Annotated in this window: 14 protein-coding genes; 5 read left to right on the top strand and 9 right to left on the bottom strand. The window is 56.9% G+C overall.

Going from position 1 to position 21,488, the window contains the following annotated elements; genetic code table 11:
• Positions 1-148 precede the first annotated feature (148 nt).
• Both KVT38_RS09895 and KVT38_RS09890 read right to left on the bottom strand, forming a co-directional pair.
• On the bottom strand, positions 149-1,282 hold the full coding sequence (locus KVT38_RS09895; RefSeq protein ID WP_217593542.1) for a response regulator: 1,134 nt from the start codon (positions 1,280-1,282) through the stop codon (positions 149-151).
• A complete protein-coding gene (locus KVT38_RS09890) occupies positions 1,279-4,440 on the bottom strand; it encodes a hybrid sensor histidine kinase/response regulator (RefSeq protein ID WP_217593541.1) in 3,162 nt (1,053 codons plus the stop codon). Before KVT38_RS09890 ends, KVT38_RS09895 begins: the two co-directional genes overlap by 4 nt.
• 198 nt (positions 4,441-4,638) lie before the next feature.
• Here KVT38_RS09890 and KVT38_RS09885 point away from each other — a divergent pair, with 198 nt between their 5' ends.
• Positions 4,639-8,208 (top strand): S-layer homology domain-containing protein, encoded by a 3,570-nt coding sequence (locus KVT38_RS09885; protein WP_217593540.1) that lies wholly within the window; start codon positions 4,639-4,641, stop codon positions 8,206-8,208.
• A gap of 92 nt (positions 8,209-8,300) precedes the next feature.
• Here KVT38_RS09885 and KVT38_RS09880 read toward each other — a convergent pair whose 3' ends face one another.
• Entirely contained in the window at positions 8,301-12,623 is a 4,323-nt protein-coding gene (locus KVT38_RS09880) for an RCC1 domain-containing protein (RefSeq protein WP_217593539.1), read from the bottom strand.
• A gap of 240 nt (positions 12,624-12,863) precedes the next feature.
• Between KVT38_RS09880 and KVT38_RS09875 the strand changes: the two genes are divergently transcribed.
• Both KVT38_RS09875 and KVT38_RS09870 read left to right on the top strand, forming a co-directional pair.
• On the top strand, positions 12,864-13,358 hold the full coding sequence (locus tag KVT38_RS09875; protein WP_217593538.1) for a small multi-drug export protein: 495 nt from the start codon (positions 12,864-12,866) through the stop codon (positions 13,356-13,358).
• A 36-nt stretch (positions 13,359-13,394) separates the two neighbouring features.
• A complete protein-coding gene (locus tag KVT38_RS09870) occupies positions 13,395-14,186 on the top strand; it encodes a helix-turn-helix domain-containing protein (RefSeq protein WP_217593537.1) in 792 nt (263 codons plus the stop codon).
• 89 nt (positions 14,187-14,275) lie between these two features.
• Here the strand turns inward: KVT38_RS09870 and KVT38_RS09865 are convergent, their stop codons facing one another.
• From KVT38_RS09865 to KVT38_RS09855, 3 genes are read right to left on the bottom strand one after another with little or no spacing between them, the layout of a single operon-like run.
• The gene (locus tag KVT38_RS09865) at positions 14,276-14,920 is read right to left on the bottom strand and encodes a peroxiredoxin-like family protein (protein WP_217593536.1); all 645 of its coding nucleotides are present in this window, start codon (positions 14,918-14,920) and stop codon (positions 14,276-14,278) included.
• A gap of 30 nt (positions 14,921-14,950) precedes the next feature.
• Positions 14,951-15,643, bottom strand: coding sequence for a cytochrome c biogenesis CcdA family protein (locus KVT38_RS09860; protein WP_217593535.1), 693 nt, complete (start codon positions 15,641-15,643; stop codon positions 14,951-14,953).
• Between the two features lie 12 nt (positions 15,644-15,655).
• On the bottom strand, positions 15,656-15,925 hold the full coding sequence (locus KVT38_RS09855; RefSeq protein WP_217593534.1) for a thioredoxin family protein: 270 nt from the start codon (positions 15,923-15,925) through the stop codon (positions 15,656-15,658).
• A gap of 191 nt (positions 15,926-16,116) precedes the next feature.
• On the opposite strand from KVT38_RS09855, the gene KVT38_RS09850 reads away from it, so the two are divergent.
• Both KVT38_RS09850 and KVT38_RS09845 read left to right on the top strand, forming a co-directional pair.
• Positions 16,117-16,830, top strand: a complete 714-nt coding sequence (locus KVT38_RS09850; RefSeq protein ID WP_217593533.1) for a response regulator transcription factor — start codon at positions 16,117-16,119, stop codon at positions 16,828-16,830.
• Complete coding sequence (locus KVT38_RS09845; protein ID WP_217593532.1) at positions 16,827-17,858, top strand: sensor histidine kinase; 1,032 nt, start codon at positions 16,827-16,829, stop codon at positions 17,856-17,858. Before KVT38_RS09850 ends, KVT38_RS09845 begins: the two co-directional genes overlap by 4 nt.
• Here the strand turns inward: KVT38_RS09845 and KVT38_RS09840 are convergent.
• The 3 genes from KVT38_RS09840 to KVT38_RS09830 form a co-directional block, all read right to left on the bottom strand.
• On the bottom strand, positions 17,848-18,735 hold the full coding sequence (locus KVT38_RS09840) for a carbohydrate ABC transporter permease (RefSeq protein ID WP_217593531.1): 888 nt from the start codon (positions 18,733-18,735) through the stop codon (positions 17,848-17,850). The genes KVT38_RS09845 and KVT38_RS09840 overlap by 11 nt on opposite strands.
• A gap of 21 nt (positions 18,736-18,756) precedes the next feature.
• Complete coding sequence (locus tag KVT38_RS09835) at positions 18,757-19,656, bottom strand: ABC transporter permease (RefSeq protein WP_254639114.1); 900 nt, start codon at positions 19,654-19,656, stop codon at positions 18,757-18,759.
• A 71-nt stretch (positions 19,657-19,727) separates the two neighbouring features.
• Positions 19,728-21,473: a type 2 periplasmic-binding domain-containing protein gene (locus KVT38_RS09830; RefSeq protein ID WP_217593530.1), complete on the bottom strand. Its 1,746-nt coding sequence runs from the start codon at positions 21,471-21,473 to the stop codon at positions 19,728-19,730.
• Between the last annotated feature and the right edge of the window lie 15 nt (positions 21,474-21,488).

Here is a 21,488-nt window from a genome sequence, read left to right as displayed (position 1 = left end):
AGAGATGAGCTATCGCGCACATTTGCGCGGTAGCTCGCCATAAAACACCGTCTCCGCCTCGTATGATGCACTTTTGCACGATAGCACTTGCATTCAACTCACTTCCGACTCGCGCCCAACTCCCATTCGATTCGCTTCCAACCCACATTCAGCTCGTCAAACCGCGAAGCAACGCGGCAAGCGCAGCCCCCGGCAACGTCCCCAGTTCGGCACGGAGCAACTTGGCATACGCCTCATAATAAGCGGCCGCGCGTTGGGCGCCGCTGATGCGATGATGAAGTTTCAGCGCCGACATCCGCAGCGCTTCGTCGTAAGGGTCGTGTTCGATCAGCAGCTCGGCCAGCAGCAATGTTTTGAGCGGCTCCGTATCGGTTCGTTCGTAATACGAGAGCAGCCTTTTCCCAAGGTGCAGAAAATACTGGCGATACTGCTTGCGGTAGGGCTCGCACCAGGCGCCGTCGAACGCTTGCAGGAACGGTCGGCTACAGCGCTGAACGAGCTGTTCGATATGCGCCAGGTTGTCCGGTCCCGGCTCGACGGCGTCCAGCACGAATAGCTCCAACTCAGCCGCGTCTACGCCCAGCGCTTCTTCGGAAAATGCCAGCTTGTAGCCGTTCCTGATCGAAGTCAGCGCGATCCCGGAGCCGCAATCCCTTAATGTCTTGTTGATCCGGCTCACCGTGCTTCTAAGATTGATGCCTGCCTTTTCCTCGTTCTGGGTCGGCCAAAGCGCTTCGAAAAGCTCCCACTTGCTGATCTCCTTCTCCCAAGACTGCAGCAGCATATAAGCGAGCAATTCGGCACACTTGGAAGTGACCCAGCGCACGGGCTCCAGACCTCCGTCCAAATAAAGTGCGAACTGCCCGAACAACTCTACGGCAACCGTCCGTTGCCCGTCGCCGCCTGCAGCGCCTGTGCGGTGCTGCCGCCTTTTTGCGACGCGTTCCAGCGAACGCCGCAAATCCTCTTCCATCACCGGCTTGAGCAAGTAGTCGAGCGCATTGACCCGGAACGCATCGATGGCATATTGATTGTGAGCGGTAATAAATACGACTTCCATGTCGAGTTTGTCCGCATATACCTGCTCCGCGATTTCGAGTCCGTTCAGCTCCGGCATTTCGATATCCAAAAAGAGTACGTCGGGCTGCAGCGCTCTGGCCATTCCGAGCGCCTCGTGCGGATTCGCGCAGCAGCCCAGCACCGCCACGCCGGCGCCGGCAAGCATCCGGTCGATCTGCTCCGCAACCAGCGGCTCGTCGTCTACGATAACGGCTCTCATCATCCTTCGCCCCCCTCTCCGTATGCATCTTCCTCTTTCGCCCTTGCGAGGGAAGGAATCAGGAAGGAGACCGTTGTTCCCTTGCCCTGCAAGCTCTCGATCCGCAAGCCTTGCCCATATTCATTCATAAGCCGCTTATGTACATTTATCAGGCCGATGCTTCCATCCATCCGTTCCGGCTTCAGCATCCGATTCAACTGCTCATCGGCCATGCCGACCCCGTCGTCCTGAACGGCAATCTGCAGCCCCTCCCGCTCCAGCTTCGCCCGAACGATCACCGTGCCTCCCGACAGCCGCTTCATAATGCCGTGGCGTATCGCGTTTTCAACGAGCGGCTGCAAGGTCAGTGCCGGAATCAGCGGCCCCGCTTGAGCATCCGTATCCCATTCCACATGCAGACGTGCGCCGAAACGAGCTTTTTCCAACTCGATGTAGGACTTAGTGAGCGACAACTCGCGCTTCAGACTGACTTTGGCGTGACGGGGATCGAGATCGAAGCTGAGCCGCAAATAGTTGCTGAACTCGCCCAGCAGCTTGCCCGCCCGCGCGCCGTCGCTGTAGCATAACGAGATGATGCCGCTGAGCGCGTTGTAGACAAAATGAGGCTTGATCTGCGATTGCAAAAACAGCGTCTCCATGCGAATGGCCTGCTCGACCGCTCCCTTTAATTGAAGCAGCGTCTCGACCCGGGCCAGCAGCTCCTTGCCGCTGAACGGCTTCACCAGGAAGTCGTTGGCTCCCGCCTCGAAGCCCATCGCGACATCTGCGGGCGAGTTGCGCACCGTGAGCAGCAAGACGGGCAGCTTATAGAGCGGGTACTCCGCCCGAATGCGCCTGCACACCTCATACCCGGAGAGCTCCGGCATCATGACGTCGAGCAGAACAAGCGACAGGTCGCCGCGATGCTCCTGGATCAGCTGAAGCGCGTCCGCTCCGTTGTAAGCCGTGAGCATGTGATATCCGCTGAACGTAAACCACTCTTGAAGCACCTTGATGTTGGACGCGTCGTCGTCCACTAGCAAGATTTTCGCCTTGCCGGATTGAACGACCTCGTGAGGCGATAGGTGTTCGCTTATCGGCGAGCTTGCCCCCGGCAACGACTGCGGCTCCATACCGGCAGCGGCTTCTGCCGCGGCGGCCTCCGTCTCCTTCTGCGCAGCCCCCGGCTCCCTTTGCGCCTCCGCCTCGGGCAGCCGAAGCTCGAACACGGATCCCTTGCCCGGCTCCGACCGCTTCAGCTCCAGATCGCCGCTCATCTGCAGCGCCAGCGCCTTCGAGATCTTAAGTCCCAGACCGGAAGATTGGAACGCCAAATCCGCCTGATCTCCTTCGCCTGTATATGGATCGCCTTTGAAAAGCGCGTGCTGCCGCTCTTCGCTCATCCCGGCGCCGGTGTCCGTAAAGGTCAAATGAAGCCAGCCCTCGCGGGACTCGGCGGCGATCGACACGCTCCCTTGTTCGGTAAACTTCAGCGCATTGCCGACCAGGTTCACCAGAATCTGCTTCAGGCGATTCTCGTCGGTGAACAAATAATAGGTTCCCGGAGGCACCCTGTTCACCAGCTGTACCTGATCGTTCTTGCGCATGTACTTAAGCGCCTCGAGCGTCCCTTGCACCGTGCCACCGATATCGAAGAGCCGGTTGTGGAACGCCAAACTGCCGCGCTGCAGGCTCTGAAAATCGATAATATCGTTGACCAGGCTCGATAGGCGTGTCGCTTGGGCGATGATGAAGTCCAAATTGTCTCGATGCCGCCGCGTCAGCCCCGAATCGCTGTGGTCGATCACCACCTGAGCCAAATTGATAATACCGTGGAGCGGCGTCTTAAACTCATGGGATGTGTGGACGAGAAACTCGTCTTTCTGGCGGTCGTACGCGATGAGCTGCTCGGCCAAGCGCTCGCTGCGCTCGGACGCCTCGCGGGCTCTGTCCGACATGAGGAACGATTGCGACAGCACGAGCAGCAGCGGCGTGACGATCATATAGTACGGATTGTCGAGCGCCAACTGATAACGGGTCTGGGCATACACCCAGCTGATGATCAGGAAAAACAAGCCCGACAAAATATAGTAAATATGAACTCCGCTATTCCGATACCGGAAAATCCAGCGAATGACAAAAGCGAAGGCGGCGATATGAAGGGCGACTCCCAGCCAAAGAATATGAACGAGATAGGCGTTCGGAATGACGATCAGAACCGCGAGAAACGTTAATGAAATCCGGCTCAGCCATTTGTATCCCCAGCCTCCCTTGTAGTCCAGGTACAAATAGACATAGAGCGCGAACGACAAGATCGACACATAAGGCAGGATAAAAAGCATCTTCTGCAAAAACGGAAAGGTCATCGCGGGAAACAGGGACGCCATGACGATCTCGTTGTCGAAGCTGAAAAACAACCCTAACGACAGGCAGAACAGACTAAAGAAAAAAAGATAAGGCTCCTTTTTCCATTGCTTGAACGTACCTGCGAAATAAATGCCGAAAACAAGCATGGTCGTCATGACGATCATATCCGCCAGCCGCGCGTTATCCCGCCTCGCCCACACGTCGTCCGTCAAACCGAACTCCGGCGCCTGCACCAGTCCGCCTTTCATGTAGCGGTAGCTGGCGATCTGGATCAGGACTTCGACGGTATCCCCATCCGCCTTGATCATGCCGATAAACGGAAGGTTGCTCGGTACGAATCGGTCGGCCGACAAAGCCGGTTGGCCGGCACCGCCGAGGTCCGCCCCGTTCATATAAATATGGCTGGACAAGCGAATCTTTTTGCCTCTGAGGCTATAAAAATTCGCTTCGCTCACCTCGATGCGCAGACGGTACGTCCCCGCGCCGTACCCGCTGCCGGAGGAATCGGAATTCTTCCAACCTCCCGGCACACGGACGATTGTGCGCTCCGACTCCAACGCCCTGCCATTGGCGAGAAAGTCCTGCGGAGTCAGCAGCTTGTTCGCATAGAACTCCCATTCTCCCTGCAGCGGCACGATTCCCTGCTCCGCAAAATCCCATTGCCTGGCGTCCAACACCCCGGCTCGCGCTTCCGGGTACTGAAACGTGGGTTTGAGCCACTCATAAATAAACAGCGATGAAACGACGGTAAATACGCCGATCATGCCGAGCAATACCGTCAATTGTTTTCTCGTCGTACCCGTTTCCTGTCTCATTCTCATATTCGCACCAAATGTCTGCCACTATATTTATAGGTCACCTCGTAAAGTTCTATTCGATTCGACATTTTCCTGCATTTTACGAGAAAAGACAGCTTCTATAACCCTCCCTATAACCAGAGGTAGATTCCAGCTCCCACATTGCCATTTATACTTTACGTTGATTGCTCATCTATGCGTGGAGGGATTTGGAATATGAAACGTTTTTCTATTTTTTTAATCGGGGTGCTCCTATTTGCCTTGGCAGGTCAAACCGGGTCGTTGGCCCCCAAGGCGCATGCCGCTGCCGACCCGGTTCCGCCCGAAGCGGACGGCTGGGTGCAAGTGTCCACCGCAGAACAGCTTGCCTATATCGATGAGCATCAATCGTTATATTTGTCGCGCCATATTCAATTGATAAACGATATCGATATGTCCGGTAATGAGTGGATTCCTTTTGGCGGGAACGGTGAAGCCCCCTTTAGCGGCACCTTTGACGGAAGCGGATATCGGATCTCGAACATTCGGATTCCGATCGCATCCTTGCCATATGTCGGCTTTTTCGGCCAATCCTCAGGCGTTGTCAAAAATCTCGGCGTCGCTGTAGATATTGAGGGCGGCACATTTACCAGTGACGGCTCTACCTTCACGGGCGGCCTGATTGGGGAACTTAATGGAGGCCGTATCGATCGTTGCTACGTTCTGGGAAAAGTGGTCGGCGTCAATGCGACGACAGGGCCTGGTGCCATCGCCAGCACAACGGGGGGAATGGTAGGGGCGGCACTCAATTCTTCGATCACGAGCTCCTTTTCCACTGCAACCGTAATTGGCGCAAGCGGTCCAAATCGGAGAAGCGGCGGACTGGCAGGTACGCAAGGGGTCGGAACGATTAGCAACGTTTATGCAAGAGGAGACGTTACCAATCCGGTAGACTACATTGGCGGGGTCGTTGGTTTTATCATTTATGCAAACGTGGATACAGGCTACGCAACGGGGAAAGTAAGCTCGCAGGGCTCCATGCCACAGGGGGGATTTGCGGGCAGTTCATTTTCCGGAACCAAAATTCGGAAATCCTATTTCGATACGGAGGCAACAGGACAAGCGAACGGCGTCGGCATTGTTGAAGGAACGCCCGAAGTGTTCAGCCAAACGACAGCCCAGATGAAGCAGCAATCGACCTATTCGGACTGGGACTTCGTACATACTTGGGCCATACATCCAAACGTAAACGACGGTTATCCGTATTTGCGCCCGGCGATTTTGACGGCTGCATTGCCCGATGCGAATAAGGATGCTCCCTACTCCCTCACGCTCACCGCATTCGATGGCGCCCTAGGCGGGTTGACCTGGCAGGCGACCGGGCTCCCCGCTGGCATGAGTCTTAACGCCAACGGCGTGCTTCAAGGCACGCCCCGGCAATCCGGAAGCTTCAATATCGAACTTACGGCTACGGATGCCGGTCAAGCAAGCGCTACGGCAACGCTTGAGCTAGTCGTCAAGGAAGCGGCGCCCGATATAACTTCCCTTCAAATTAGCCCGGGGAGCGCGGTCGGCACAACAAAAGTGACGGCCGTGCCCGGCCAGTCCAACCATTCATTCGCCTACAGGTTAAGCAGCCTCGGCAACGCTCGCCCGTGGGTATGGGATGCTTTGCCTGCCGAAGCGACGGCGTATACGTTAGGATCGGATATTCCAAATGTTCAGGCAGGCCAGTACCTGGAAGTCTATGAAGTGGATTCGGATCGTCTCATTCAGGCATGGCAGACCGTTCAACTGACGGATGCCGACATCTTGTCGGCCATTCCAGTCGGGCTGCAGGCAACCGCAGAGGAAGAAAAAGTAAATCTGTCATGGCAACCGTTGGGGGGAGTGGAATCCTACCGGATCTATACGTATGAAGGCTCGGATATGCCAGCCGATCCTGATGAATGGACGCTTGTCAATGAAAATGAAGTGACGCAAGCCGCTTATGTCGTGAACCATTTGACCGCAGGAAAACGATACTGGTTTGCGGTAACATCGGTCACGCAGGAGGAAGAAAGCGGATTTTCCACGCCGGCAGCCGCCATCCCCTATACGACTGTGACGGGGGTTGTAACTCCGGCGGACATCAAGGTGGGTAAAGGCATCCAGCTCGATGATTTGAAGAAGCATTTTCCGGAGAAAGTCCAGGTGCGTGTAAAAAACCAGTCTTTATTGGATGTGAATGTGAATTGGGATTGGGAACAGACCGACTATGACCCGGATCAAGCGGGCACCTACAAGGTGGTTGGTCAATTGCAGCTGCCGGCGTTTGTTCACAACCCGGCAACAGTGCAGCCGGCGCTGTCCGTCGTCGTACTCAAAAATACAATTGCGCGTTTAAACGGCATTTACGTGGACGATACGCTGCTGCAAGGGTTTCAGCCCGATATTTTCACCTATACCCTTGAAGTTTCTTATGCCACAGAACGATTGACGGTCACGGCGGCAACCTACGATGCGGCGGCAGCCTATGAAGTGCTCGGCGGCAACGTCCAAACGCTCGAGGTAGGGAATAATCCGATAAAACTGTCGGTCACAGCAGAAGATCAAACGGAACAATCGACTTACACGATCAACGTGAAGCGTCAACCGGACAGCGAAGCGCCGCGATGGCCGGGCGGCAGCGAGCTGACGGTATCGGATATCGCACCGACGAGTGCAGAGCTGACGTGGCCAAGCGCGACGGATCATGCGGGCGTGAGCGGCTATCGAATCTATGTCAACGATAACGAACGTGAAACGGTAAGCGGGAGCGTTTATGGAGCCGCCATCCGGGAGCTGACGGAGAATACGACGTATACGTTTAAAATTGTAGCCTTCGATGCGGCGGGCAATGTCAGCGAAGCGCTAAGTCAACAAGCCACGACAGTCCAATCACCGGCCGGAGGCGGTTACGTATTATCCGGCAATGCCGATCTGACGGATCTGCAAGTATGGGGTGAGGTTGAGGGCGAGCCTTTGAAGCTAAGCCCTTCGTTTGCTCCGGGAACGACAGCATATACGGCACGAACAGAAGCCGAGCAAGTCTCCCTTGTACCGATAAAAGCAGATATCTCGGCAAAAGTGACCTTGGATGGCAAGGCTATCACAGACAGCGTCAAAGTCGATTTAACGGATGAAGATAATCTGCTGGTATTGACTGTGCAAGCGGAGAACGGCATCCGGAAGGAATATAGGCTGAGCATTTATCGAGAGCAGACGAAACCGGCTGCCCCGCTCGTCGAATTGACCGACATTGCCGGACACTGGGCTGAAGGCAGCATCAAGCAAGCGGTGTCGCAAAAAATCGTCGGCGGTTATCCGGACGGAACGTTCAAACCGGACAACGCTGTCTCTCGCGCCGAGTTTACCGTCATGCTGGCTGACGCTTTGAAGCTGGATGGGAATGGCGCTGCGGCAACATTCACAGATAACGATCAAATTGGTCAGTGGGCGAAGCGGGCAGTCGCGCTCACCCTGCAAATGGAAATCGTTAACGGGTACCAGGACGGGAGCTTCCGACCGGACAAGCACATCACTCGCGCGGAGATGGCGACTATGATCGCCCATGCATTAAAGCTGCCTCGCAACGTGAATGCAACAACCAGCTTCGCGGATGACGAAGACATTCCGGCATGGGCGAAAGGCGCAGTCGAAGCGATTCAAAAGCTCGGTATCGCGAACGGTCGTGGCGGCAATCAATTTGTTCCGAACGATGCAGTAACGCGTTCAGAAGCGGTCGTCATGCTGCTCAAAATGCTGGAGGTTCAGGCGCAAATGTAGAAATGAGATCGGAAACGCAAACGGGACGAAGCAGGTATTCTCTGCTTCGTCCCGTTTGGCTGTTCGGCTTTTGGACAGCCCCTTGCTTTGCCTCAAACCTCGCGGATATTTTCCAAATATCTCACCAGCGTGACGATCGTTTCCGCGCGCGTGACATATGCGCCAGGCTCAAAACGGTTGTCGTCGCGACCGCTCATGATGCCCAGCTGTTTAAGATCGCTAACCGCCTCTCTTGCCCATGGCGGGATCGCTTCTTCGTCAGCGTATGCCGCAGGCATGGCGGGATCGACCGGCTTGAATTCTTTTTTGCCGTTCAGCGCATGAGCACGCCGGATCAGAATCGCCAGCTCCGATCTTGTCAATCGTTCGTTCGGACGGAAGGTTTCGTCCCCGTAGCCAACCATAAGTCCGAGCGCGGCGACTTGGCCGACCGCTTCGGAGGCCCAGTCGCCGATTGCGCCGGCGTCACGGAAAGCCGGCGGAGCGGCTCCGGTATCGACGGGCAGCGAACGAATCAGGATCGCGGCAATCTCCTGTCTTGTCACGTTCGCGCCCGGCCTGAATGTGCCGTCCGGATAGCCGGTGACGATGCCGAGCGTGACGGCTCGTTCTACAGCCGCCTTCGCCCAGTGGCCGGTCATATCCGAAAGGGAAGGGCTGCCGTTCAAGCCGGGGGCCGCTTCGAGCGTCACCGAATTTGACGGCGCCGACATTGGACCGCTCCCAGCTGCGTTGATCGCCTGCACCGTAAACGTGTAGGACACGCCCGCGCGCAGGCCCGTCACCGTGATCGGGCTGCCACTGCCGATCGCCTCCAGATTATCCGGTGCGGACACGACCCGGTAGCCGGTAATCGGACTCCCCCCATCGGCGCTCGGCGCGACGAAGCTCAACGTCGCCTCCTTCACGCCTGCCTTCGCCGTCACGCCCGTCGGCGCGCCCGGCACCGTGACCGGCGTCGGTGTGACCGGCGGCGTGCTCGGCGGCGGCGTTGGCGTAGCCGGCGATGGCGTCGGCGTGGCCGGCGATGGCGTCGGCGTGGCCGGCGGCGCTTCGGGCGTCACCGCATTCGACGGCGCCGACATCGGACCGTTGCCCGCGGCGTTGATCGCCTGCACCGTAAACGTGTAGGACACGCCCGCACGCAGGCCCGGCACCGTGATTGGGCTGTCGCTGCCGGTCGCCTCTACGCTATCCGGCGCAGACACGACCCGATAGCCGGTGATCGGGCTGCCTCCGTCTTCGCTCGGCGCGCCGAAGCTCACCGTTGCCTCCTTCACGCCCGCCGTCGCCGTCACGCCCGTCGGCGCACTCGGCGGCGTGACTGGCGTGGGCGTCGGCGTTGGCGTCGCACTCGGCGTCGATGTCGGCGTTGCACTCGGCGTTGGCGTCGCACTCGGCGTCGGCGTCGGTGTCGCGCTCGGCGTCGGCGTTGGCGTCGCACTCGGCGTCGGCGTTGGCGTCGCACTCGGCGTCGGCGTCGGTGTCGCACTCGGCGTCGGCGTTGGCGTTGCACTCGGTGTGCTGTCTGTGACGTCAACGACTAACGTCTGCGGCGCGCCAGCGCTGAACGAAAACGTCAGGTTGGCGGAGCCCACGGCCAAGCCGGACAGATAGCCGCGGTGAATCGTGACCGTATCGGCCGACAGCGTGTAATCCATCCCGGCCTGAAGCGCGGTACCGACGTTCGCGATGCCGGTCAAAGCATTGCCGTTCAAATTCAACACGACCGCGATATCCGTTTGGTTCGGCGGATTTTTATCGAAGGGAGCCTGCGTCGGGCTGATCGCGCTATCGCGCGCCGGTCGCGGCGCGATCGTCAAGACCGCGTGCATCGCTCCCGCCGCGACCGACTTCACGTAGTAGCCGTCCATCTCGGCGATTTTTTCCGGCACCAGACGATTCGCGGTATCGCCATGTCCCAGCTGGCCTTGGTCGCCGAGTCCGAACGAATAAACTTGTCCGTTATTCGTCGTAAACAACGAAAAATCCCTTCCCGCCGCAACATTGGCTGCGTCAACCGCGCCGGCCACGACCGTCGGCACATTCAGACTGGCGGTATTGCCCTGGCCGAGCTGACCGCGATTGCCGTTGCCGACAGCGTACACCGTTCCGTCCTCGGTCAGCAGCAGCGCATGCCTTGCTCCCGCCGAGGCCGCTTGGACGGGCTTGTCCATCGCTTCGATCAAAGTCGGCACGTTGACGTCCGTCGTGTGCCCGAGCCCCAGTTGACCGTATTGATTGCGTCCGAAGGCATAGACGTCTCCGTTGGCCGCGATGAGCAGCGAATATTGTTCGCCGGCCGCGATCGCTTTGATCTCGGGAAGGTCGGGAATCCGCACGAAGCTGGAGCTGGACGTCGTCTGTCCAAGCCCCAGTTGTCCGTATTTGTTCGAGCCGGCTGCGTAAACCTCTCCCGCCACGGACAGCAGCAGCGAATGATCGCTCCCCGTTGCGGCCGCGGCGATGGGCGGCAAGTATCCAAGCCGCACCGGTATATTTTGCGTCGTGCCAGTGCTGAGTCCCAGCTGACCGTTCAAATTGATGCCAAACGCATACACATCGCCGTCAGCCGATACGACGATCGTATGCTGGTAGCCGGATGCGACGCTTTTCACCGGAACGCTCTGGAGCGCGGATACCGGCTGCGGTTCATCCGGATTGCCCCCGCCTCCGATCCCCAATTCGCCGTTGGCATTCCACCCGCCCGCGTACAACGCGCCTGCTTCCGTCAGCCAGAAGGTATATCCGTTGCTCGCAGCCACCGCCGCAATGTCGGCCGGCGTATCGATCGCGGTCGGGACGCTCCGATCGGCGGAATCTCCTTGTCCCAGCTGTCCGTACGCATTGTCTCCAAACCCGAAGGCCCGCTTTTCCTTGCTCGCGGTGTAAATGACCGACAAATTCAGCTGCTCCGCCGGACCACGATTGAATTCGAATCGAAGCGGCGCCGCGCCGACGCCAAGCGCAGCCAAATAACTTTTTTTGACGATCGCCGTCGTCCCGCCATCCTCCAGCACGTAATCCGTCCCCGGAACAAGCTCGGTCGCGCCGTTGCGTATAGCGGTCAGCGCATTGCCGTTCAGCTCCAGCGATACGGCGATGTCCTGCTGTTCGCGTTCATACTTCTCGAAGATCGCCTCGGTCGGCGAGATCAGCGACGCAAGACTGCCCGATACAAATGAAGAATACGCCCCGCCTTCGATGAATTGAATGTTCCATAGTCCTTTTATGCGCACCGGCGCAAGCTGAGATTCGGTGTCCCGATCGCCAAGCTGGCCGGACGAATCGTAGCCGAAGGCATACAACGCGCCATCCTCGCCCATCGCAAACGAATGATACCCACCCGCCGCGATTGTCGTAAGCTTGGGCAGGCCGGCCACCTTCGTAGGTACCGATCGATCCAGCGTATCGCCCAGTCCGAGCTGTCCGAAGCCGTTTAGCCCGAAGGCGTAGGCCTCGCCGTCCTCCGTTAGCAGCAGCGCATGCGAACCGCCCGCCTCAATCTGCCGAATCCGTTTATTTTCCGCATCCAACGCAGAGATTCGCACAGGCGTATAGCGAATCTCCGCTTCCCCCGACGCGCCGAGGCCGAGCTGTCCATTCACGCCCAGGCCGAAAGAGTAGACGTCTCCGGCTTCCGTCAGAAGCAGCGAGAAGTCCGTTCCCGCGCTAATGGCCGCTATAGGAGGAAGCTGCGCGAGCTTGGTCGGCACTGCAGCAGAAGAAACGGCTTTTCCAAGTCCCAGCTGACCGAAGTTATTGCTGCCGAATCCATATACTTCTCCGGTCACCGTTAGCACCAGCGAGTGGCTGCCGCCAGCCGCTACGGCCTTGGCGGGAGGAAGGCCCGCGATCTTGACCGGGACGTTTAAGGAATTCGCATTCCCATGCCCAAGACGCCCGTCGACGCCGAGACCGAACGAATAAACGTCGCCGTTACCCGTCAGCACCAGCGAGTGGTTTCTGCCTGCGGCTGCGTCGACCGCATCCGCGATCCCGGCGATCGCTTGCGCCGTATGACGCGTCGTCGTGTCGCCAAGTCCCAATTGGCCGTAAGTGTTGTTGCCGGTCGAGAGCACATCGCCGCCCTCCGTCACGAACAACGTGAAGTTGCCGCTAGCCGCCACGGCCCGCACCTGGGCGCCAACATCGACGGCTACCGGGACGCTTTGATCGGTTGTATGCCCGAGCCCCAATTGCCCCCGGTCGTTTTGTCCGAAAGCTAACAAGGAGGTCGCTGCTGCGCTTGGATCCGGCGGAGCCGCTTTTACCGTTCCGGATAACCATTGCAAAGGCTGAAGCAGCCCGACCAATAGGACCGCGGCAAGCAGTCTGGCCAACATGGCGTGTATCATCGTCCCCCTTTTTCCGCGAATCGGATATTGATAACCCGAACCTCCAGTGGAAAGCAACGCTATCCGCTCCTCTCGTCACGCTCGAAAAATGTCAATTTATAGTACTATTCAACAGCGTCGTTCCATTTCCTTGCACCCGCCCCAAAATTGCAAAAATGCTTGATATAACAGGACTGCAACGCCAAGTTGACAAGACGCAACCCCTAGTCGCTAGCTTGCGGCAAGGGGGGGTTTTACAATTTTTTAAGGCTGACTTGCGAAAGATCAGCACACATCACTTAAATCGGGAGGATAACCATGACGAAGGATATGTTAAAATTTGTGGTAGAGCATCTAAAGGACTGGGACCCAGTGCTTCAGTATGCAGGGATATTGCTGGTCGCCGGCATTCCTTTTGCCGAAGCGATGCTGGCCACCATGGCCGGAACCGTACTCGAGCTGCCGGTTGTATGGGTACTTCTGCTTGGATTCGTCGGCAATTTACTGTCCGTAATGACGATCGTCGCGCCTTTTCATGCTTTGTTCCGCTGGTTGAGAAATCGTCCGAACAAGAAATCGGGATTCGTTCGCCGTCGTTCAGAGCGGGCGCGCGAACTCTTCGATAAGTATGGCGTGCCGGGACTCGCTCTGATCTCGCCGTTGATCGCTTCGGGGCATATCGCCGCCTTCACGTCTTTGGCTGCGGGTACGGGAAAACGCAAGGTGATTGTGTGGCATATTGTCAGCATCGCCGTTTACAGCGTGGTCGGGCTGGCCGTCGGCCTTTTCCTGAAAACGAAACTGATCGAATAGCAAGCCATGTAATCGCGGGTGGGGAGGGTTTTAAAGGTGACATTCGGCGAAAAGCTGGTGAGTCTGCGCAAAGAAAAAGGATTGTCGCAAGAAGCGCTGGCCGAACAGTTAGGAACGACCAGGCAGGCCGTAAGCAAATGGGAGAACGGTCAAGGCTACCCGGAGACGGAGAAGCTGCTCATGATCGGCAACATCTTTGAAGTATCGATGGATTTTCTGTTGAAAGACGCCGTAGAACCGCGCTCGGAGCGAGAGGCGGGCTATTACGTCAGCAAGGAAATGGCCGAGGGATACTTCGTATATTCCCGCAAGTATGCCCGATCCCTCTCCTTCGGCATCTTCTTTTTGGCGCTGGCCTTTGTGCCGTACTACTTGTTCGACCGGGACGTGGCTTATTACTTGCTTCCGACAGTTATTATAGGTACGATCGGCATCGGATTTTTGGCTTCCACCACGCTTTTTGAAGAGATGTCGTACAAGATCTTAAAGCAGGAACCGCTCTTGATCGATCAGCCGTTTCTGCAGGAAATTCGCCAGCGCCACGCACACTTGAAGCAAAAAAACAGACTGTTCATTCTATTCGGCATAGCCGTCTTCACGGCGGGATGCTTGCCCCTTGCGCTCGTTCGCAAGGAAATTGTGGCTTTTGAAAATTTAATGTCTTACTATCCGCTGTTTTTTGTGCTGATCGCGGTCGGTCTATTCATCATGACCCGTCACTTCACGCTCTTAGAAGCCTATCGTCTACTGGCCAACAACGATGTGTACACGCGCCGGTTCGGCTTCAAGCTGCGTCGCAAGATGCTCAAGAAGTTCGACGATCTGTAAGTCGCGCATGCGATAGACAATCAGACCAAACGAAAACCCATGCGTCATCAGGCGCATAGGTCTTCGTTTTGATTTATATCAATTACAGCTTACAGCTTCCTCAATTCGTCCAGAATATCCTCCGGCGCCAGACGCTTCATAAAATCCGGGTTGACGTACGCGGACCGGACGATGCCGGACTCATCGATCATGAAGGTGGACGGAATCGGGAGAATCCATCGGTCGGTCGCGTTGTACTCGGCCAAATCCATCTTGAACTGGTTCGACATCAGCTCCTGAAGATACGAAGGCACGTCGTATAAAATATGGTAAAAGGCGGCGACCAGACCGTTCGTATCGCTGAGCACCTCGAACTGCAGGTCCTCCTTCTCTTGATGGGACAGCGTATTATCCGGGCTTTGCGGGCTGACGGCGATGAGTCTGGCGCCCAGCGCGTGAATCTCCGGCAGCACCTTCTGGTAGGCGCGAAGCTGCGCGTTGCAGTACGGACACCAGCCGCCGCGATAGAAGGTGAGCACGACAGGTCCCTTAGCCAACTCGTCGTATAAGTGAACGGGGATGCCCTTCGCGTTTTTCAGCGTAAAGTCCTTCGCCTTCTCCCCTTCCTGCAGCCCATACTGTACGCCCGACTCCTGCTGCTCCCGGATCGAACGGAACATTGCGGCCTGGACCTCCATAGGCGAATGCGCGACAAATTGCTGCTTCATTTCTTCCAGCGTTTGATTTAAGGACATGGATGATTCCCCTCCTATATGATCCTACTATTATTTCATAAATCCAATCGCGAGGAAAAGGATACCAAGCGCGATCGATACATAGCCGGCGATTTTTTTGACCGGACCGCCCCATTTGGCCAATTTGCGCAAAATCGAGATCGAGAAGACCGCAACCGCCGCAAGCACTACGCCTTTTCCCAGCGAATAGGCCGTCATGAGCAGCGCGCCGTGCAGCGGGCTTCCTTGAAGGGCAATGTAGCTGATCAGCGCAAAAAAGATCGGGATCGCGCAGGGCGAGATGACGAGTCCATACGGAATGCCCAGCTTGAACGCGGCCGCGGCGCCTGGCGGATGCTCGGGTCGGTTCAACGACTTTTGGAATGTCGGCATGGCGAACGATATGACGCCAAGCAGCTGCAGTCCGGCCAAAATATCAAAGATAGGCGGCACCCAGGTCAGCAAACGATATTTTTCAACAAAGGGCAGGAACTGTTGGCCAAGCAGCGCGACGATCAAGCCGACCGCCAGTGAAGTGACAACCATACCTAGAATAAAGTTGATCGCGATCAGCAAGGCCCTTCTTTTATTATCGGCAGCGCCTCGCTGAACGTAACCCGCAAACATCGCGAGCACGGGCAAGTAGCAGGCCAATACCGCGCTGACGATGCCGACGACAAATACCAGGACGTAGATCGAGACGGATATGCCGCCCGTAATTGTAAAATGATAGAGGTCTTCCATTCGTTTCTCCTTTTATCGGGTCTCTTCTTCATCATCCAGCCATGCATACACACGTTCGCGAAGCTCGGACAATTTGGGCAAAGTGCCGAATTCCGTTTTCCCGTTGATGAGAATTGCTCCTGCGCTGAAAATATTCAGCTGCTGCAGACGTTCGAATTGCTCGACGACATTTAACTCCCGGATCTCGATCTGCGAAAATTCCGCCGCCGCTTGCCTCACGAGACTTAGCGCCTTTTGACAAATGGAACACCCCGGTCCGGCCGATACGACCTCGATTAACAAAAGACCTCCTCCTTCACTCCGTTCAATTCGTGATCCTCCATGCAAAAAGAAGATTAGCTCCGATTATAAAGCTCGGGCTGTTAAATCCTTGTTAAGTCTTGTTAAGTCGTTCGCCGAAAGTCCGCATGTTTTGTTTGCATCGCGAAAACGCGTTTGCTGTGCTATTCTCGGTATCAGGAAGGAGTGGTCTTATGCGAATCCTTATCGTCGAAGATGAGGAAGACCTTTCGCGTGCGTTAGCCAAGGGGTTAAAAAGAGAAGGTTATGCCGTAGACAGCGCGTATGACGGGCTGACCGGGTGGGAGCTGGCGGACACCAACGAATACGACGTGATCCTGCTCGACATCAATCTGCCGGAGCTGGACGGCATCTCGCTTTGCCAACGCATTCGTCGGTCCTCGCCCCATCGCGACGTATGTATTCTCATGCTGACCGCGCGCAGCCACCCCGACGAGGTGGAGGAAGGACTGGACTCCGGGGCGGACGATTATCTCCGCAAGCCCTTCGTGTTCAATGAATTGCTTGCCCGCATCCGGGCGCTCCTGCGCCGGCGTTCGTCCGTGAGCAGCCCGGTGCTGCGGTTCGACCGGCTCGCCCTGGATTCGAAGACAAAGGAAGTCTGGTTCGAACATGCGCTCATTCCATTAACAAAAAAAGAATTCGGCTTGCTCGAATATTTGATGCTCCATCCCGGCGAGGTCATCTCGTCGGAGCGGCTGCTCGAGCATGTATGGGATATCAACGCGGATCCGCTCACCTCAACGGTCCGGGTTCACATCAATTCCTTGCGCAAAAAGCTCTCGCAGCATGATCCGGAGGCAGGAGACGCGTATATCCAAACCGTTCAAGGCCATGGGTACCGGTGGACGCTGCGCGCGGCCGAAGAGAAAGAGGCAACGACGTGAACCGATGGAATCGACTGTCCCTCCGATCCCGTTTGACACTGTTCGCCATTCTTTATTTGGCAGCCATGCTTATCGCCTATACGGGCTTAGAGTCCTTTTTCTCTGCTACCGGGATCGTATCGGAGATGCAGGGACGGATCATCAGCTTGCTTGTGGCGCTTGCCGGCATGATCCTAAGCGCGCAATGGCTCGCATCCATGATTCTCAAGCCCGTGAAACGGATGAGCGAGACCGCCGCCGGCATCACCGCGACCACGCTCGACAAACGGCTGGAGATCGACCAGCTTCACGACGAATTGAAGAAGCTCGGCATCGCGTTTAATACGATGCTGGACGGGCTGGAACGCGCCTTCGATCAGCAGGCCCGCTTCGTCTCCGCGGCTGCGCACGAATTAAGAACGCCGCTGTCCATCCTGCGCACCAACCTGGAGGTCTCCGGGGACGACGACGGTATCGATCCAAGCGACTGGCAGGATTACAGGGCGACCACGGAGCGGACGCTGTCGCGACTGGAGTCGCTGACGGAGGATTTGCTGCTGCTGGCCGACGGTTCGTACGATCGCACTGACCGCGAGCACCAGGTGGTGGAGCTTGCCGACATCCTCACGGATGCCGTCTCCTTTATGGCACCGATGGCCGTCGAATACGGCGTGAAGCTCCATTTGGCGGCGCCCTTCTCCGCTAAGGTGAAAGGGGACGAGAGCTTCCTGTTCCTGGTGTTCCGCAACCTGCTTGACAACGCCATCCGGTACAATCGGCCAAACGGAAGCGTGACGCTGACGGTAACGCAGGAGGATGGACGCGTTGCGGTTCGGGTGGCGGACACCGGGAAGGGGATATCCCCTTCGAACAGGGAACTCATTTTCGAGCGTTTTTATCGCGTGGATGCTTCGCGGGCGCGCAGGCATGGCGGAGCCGGCCTCGGCCTGTCGATCGTCCGCCATTTGCTCGGCTTTTTTGAGGGGACCGTTGAATTGGAGTCGAGTTCGGAAGAGGGAAGCGTGTTTAGAGTGATGCTCATTCCTTGACGCTTCCCAGCGTCATGCCGCTCATAAAGTACCGCTGCAGGAACGGATATACGCACAGCACCGGCACCATGCCGAGAAATATTTGCGCCGCGCGCACCGACCGGTCGTTCAACTGCGACAGCAAGCGCACCATCGTGGGGTCGGTAATGGAGGACATATCCATACGGACGACGATCGTCTGCAAGTAGCTGGCAAGCGGATAATGGATCGGATCGTTCATGTAGATGAGCCCGTTGAACCATTCGTTCCAGTGCGAGACGATCGCGAACAGCGTGACGGTAGCGATCGAAGGCATCGAGAGCGGGATGACGATCCGCCAGAGCGTCTGCCCATGTCCGGCGCCGTCGATGAATGCCGACTCCGACAGCTCCTTCGGCAGGCCTCTGAAGAAATTGAGCATCAAGATTACGTTAAAGATCGGCAGCGCTCCCGGCAGCACAAGCGCCCAGATGCTGTCGAGCAGGTGTAGGCTGCGCACGACCATATAGGATGGAATTAATCCGCCGGAGAACAGCATCGTAAAGACGAAAAACCAGGCATAGCCCGTTCGGAACTTCAAATTCGCCGCTTCCTTGGACAGCGGATAGGCCGTCAGCACCGTCAGCAGCATGTTGATGGCGACGCCCAGCAGCACGCGCTCTACCGAGATGCCCATCGAGACGAGGAACTCACGCTTTCTCGCGACGAACTCGTAAGCCTTCCATGAGAAGTCGACCGGCCAGAGCGTCACCTTGCCCGCTTCGATCGCGGCGGCCGAGCTTAGGGAGACGGAGAAGACATTGATCAACGGCAAAATGCATATCAGAGACAACACCGCAAGGAAGGTATAGTTGAAGACAATGAACAGCTTGCGACTCCATGAGTAGTGTTGAACCATGTCAATCCTCCTTGCAGCAGGTCAGAAAATGCGATAATTGGCGGTGCGATAGGCGATGACATAAGACAACGATATAAGAACGAGCGAGATGACCGACTTGAAAAGGCCGACGGCGGTCGCTACGCCATATTGCGCGCTGGCCAGGCCGATCCGGTAAACGTAAGTATCGAGAATGTCGCCGGTCGAATAGACGGACGGGTTATACAGGTTGAACACCTGGTCGAAGCCGGCGTTCAACACGTTGCCGAGCGCGAGCGTCGTCAGCAGGATCGTAATCGGGACGATTGCGGGAATCGTCACGTTCAGCGTTTGCTGCCAGCGGTCCGCGCCGTCCAGGACGGCCGCTTCGTACAAGGACGGATTGACGGCAGTGATCGCCGCCAGATAGACAACCGTTCCGAAGCCGAATTCCTTCAGGACGTCGGTTACCGCCAGCACGTAAGGGAACCATTTTTCATTGCCGAGGAAAAATACCTTGTCGAATCCGAGCCACGCGAGGAACTGATTCACGATCCCGGATGTCGGCGAGAGCACATCGATCAAGATGCCCGCCATAATGACCCAGGACATAAAATGCGGCATGTAGATGATCGTTTGGACGGTGCGCTTGTAGTACTTCTTTACGATCTCGTTCAGCAGAAGCGCGGTGACCAGCGGCGCGACGAGCCCGCCGACGATTTTCAGGAAAGCGATAAATACCGTATTCCACAGCACTTCTCTTGTCTCGCGCAAGTGATAGATATACTTGAAGTGTTCGAGCCCGACCCATTCAGAACGAAAGATCCCTTTCACCGGGACAAAATTCTGAAAGGCGATGACGATGCCGACCATCGGACCGTAGCTGAACAGCAGCACAATGACGATGCCCGGCACCAGCATCAGGTGCAGCGGCCATTCCAGTCTCCAATTTCTGCGGCTCAATGGCGATCCCTCCTGCCGTGATGCAAAAGAGGACAGCGGCCAGCGGCTAGCCCCTATCCCCCCTTTGCTTCCTATTGAATTTGACCGCTGGCGTTCACTTCGTCGAGAATATCCTGCCCGCCGGACGCCAACCAGTTTTTGGCCCACTCGTCGAAGTAGTCGAGCGGCTTGGTGCCCATGATGACCGAAGTCATCATCTTGACCTCTTCGTCGCGGAGCGACGGGCCTTTCGCGATCATCGTCGGCGTCGGGTTGCCGAGATACGCCGATGTGAAAACCTGGTTGTTGGCTACATATTGGCCTTGAAGGCTGAATACGCCGTCCTCCAGCCACGTCTTGCTCGCGCCCCACATCGTCTTGTCGCCGGCCTGGAACTTTTTCACTTGATCGTAGTATTGCCTCTGTTCATCGTTCAGAGCCGACGTATCGCCGGATTTCATTGCGGCTTGAACCGCGACGGCCGCCTTCGGATTGTTGTCGGGCATGTTGCCGCTAATCGGCGACAGTGCGAATTCGCCGTAATCTTTGCCATCCACGGTGACCGTATGATACTTCTTATCGAAGTGCGCGTAGAGCTTTTCCATATACGTATTGAGCATCAGGAACGGCGCTTCCGGATGTTCGGACTTTTTGCTGACGACAAAGTAGCGCGAAGGCAATACGGTCGTGCTTTGCACGAGCACCGGCTGATCGTCGGACGATACGAGCGGATAGATGCCCCAATCCGAACCCGGCACGTCTTTGTACATGTTGCCAAGCGGCCATCCCGGCACAAAGGACGCGCCGAACGTCATGCCGACTTTACCCGACGTCACGAGCTCGGCGGACTTGATGCCGTCGATAACGCTGAATTCCGGATAGATCGCGCCTTGCTTGAACAAGTCGGCCAGCTTGCCGAGCGCGGTCTTCACTTCCGGTTGAACGTCGGCCCATTGCACCTTGCCGTCCGCGCCTTTGATGAAGTTCAGATTCGTGCCGGTCCCCTTGGTCGGATTAAACGGATACGCGTGGTAGCCGTTAAAGTAGCCGTCCAGACCGGACCAGCCGTTGAACAGATTGTAGTCGAGGCTTAATCCGTACGTATCGTTCTTGCCATTCTTATCCGGATCGTTCTTCGTAAACGCCAAGGCGATCTTGTTGATATCGTCTATCGTCTTCGGCGGCTGAAGCCCCAGATTGTCGAGCCAGTCTTTGCGAATGAAGATGAGCTGGGTATCGGCGGTTTCTCCGCCGTTTCTCGGAATCCCCATGAGTTTGCCGTCTATCGTAGCCGCTTTGAGGCGCAGGTCGCCTTTTCCCTGGAAGGAGTTCTTCGTGAATTCGGAAGCGTATTTGTCGTACGCATCGGTCAGATCCGCGATCGATCCGGCCTCAACGAGCGTCTGGAACTGCTGCGCGTCCACATCCATGAAGTCGGGCATATCGCCCGAAGCCAGCATGACGGCGACCTTGTTCTGATACTGCTCCGTACTTACTTTCCAGAGGTTCTTCACCTTAATGCCAAGATCGCTTTCGAACGTTTTGGTCCAAATGTTCTCGTCGAAAGTCTCGCCGGGCGCATACGTATCGGCCGGATTGACGGCGCGCACGGTCGTCACTTCGATCGGAGGATCGTATTTGCCTTCCGGACCGCTCGGGCCCGATGCCGCCGGCGAAGCCGCCGAACTCGGGCTTGTGCCTGCCGTCGCGTCGGTCGAGGCGCTTGGCGAGCTGCCGCTGTCGTTGCCGTTATTGCAAGCTGTTGCAGTTGTCATGATAAGCAGCAAGGAGAGCAGGACCGAACCTCTCGCCTTCGCTTCCGTTTTTTTTGACACCATCTGCTTGCCTCCCCT

Origin of the sequence: Cohnella sp. GbtcB17 (assembly GCF_019091135.1) — a bacterium.
In the GTDB taxonomy this organism is placed as follows: domain Bacteria; phylum Bacillota; class Bacilli; order Paenibacillales; family Paenibacillaceae; genus Cohnella.
The sequence above is the reverse complement of the archived record's forward strand: the minus strand, read 5'-3'. Positions and strand labels throughout refer to the sequence as shown.

Coding starts and splice junctions, on each gene's coding strand:
- KVT38_RS09895 (WP_217593542.1), bottom strand. CDS start 1,282: ATGATGAGAGCCGTTATCGTAGACGACGAGCCGCTGGTTGCGGAGCAG.
- KVT38_RS09890 (WP_217593541.1), bottom strand. CDS start 4,440: ATGAGACAGGAAACGGGTACGACGAGAAAACAATTGACGGTATTGCTC.
- KVT38_RS09885 (WP_217593540.1), top strand. CDS start 4,639: ATGAAACGTTTTTCTATTTTTTTAATCGGGGTGCTCCTATTTGCCTTG.
- KVT38_RS09875 (WP_217593538.1), top strand. CDS start 12,864: ATGACGAAGGATATGTTAAAATTTGTGGTAGAGCATCTAAAGGACTGG.
- KVT38_RS09865 (WP_217593536.1), bottom strand. CDS start 14,920: ATGTCCTTAAATCAAACGCTGGAAGAAATGAAGCAGCAATTTGTCGCG.
- KVT38_RS09860 (WP_217593535.1), bottom strand. CDS start 15,643: ATGGAAGACCTCTATCATTTTACAATTACGGGCGGCATATCCGTCTCG.
- KVT38_RS09850 (WP_217593533.1), top strand. CDS start 16,117: ATGCGAATCCTTATCGTCGAAGATGAGGAAGACCTTTCGCGTGCGTTA.
- KVT38_RS09840 (WP_217593531.1), bottom strand. CDS start 18,735: ATGGTTCAACACTACTCATGGAGTCGCAAGCTGTTCATTGTCTTCAAC.
- KVT38_RS09830 (WP_217593530.1), bottom strand. CDS start 21,473: ATGGTGTCAAAAAAAACGGAAGCGAAGGCGAGAGGTTCGGTCCTGCTC.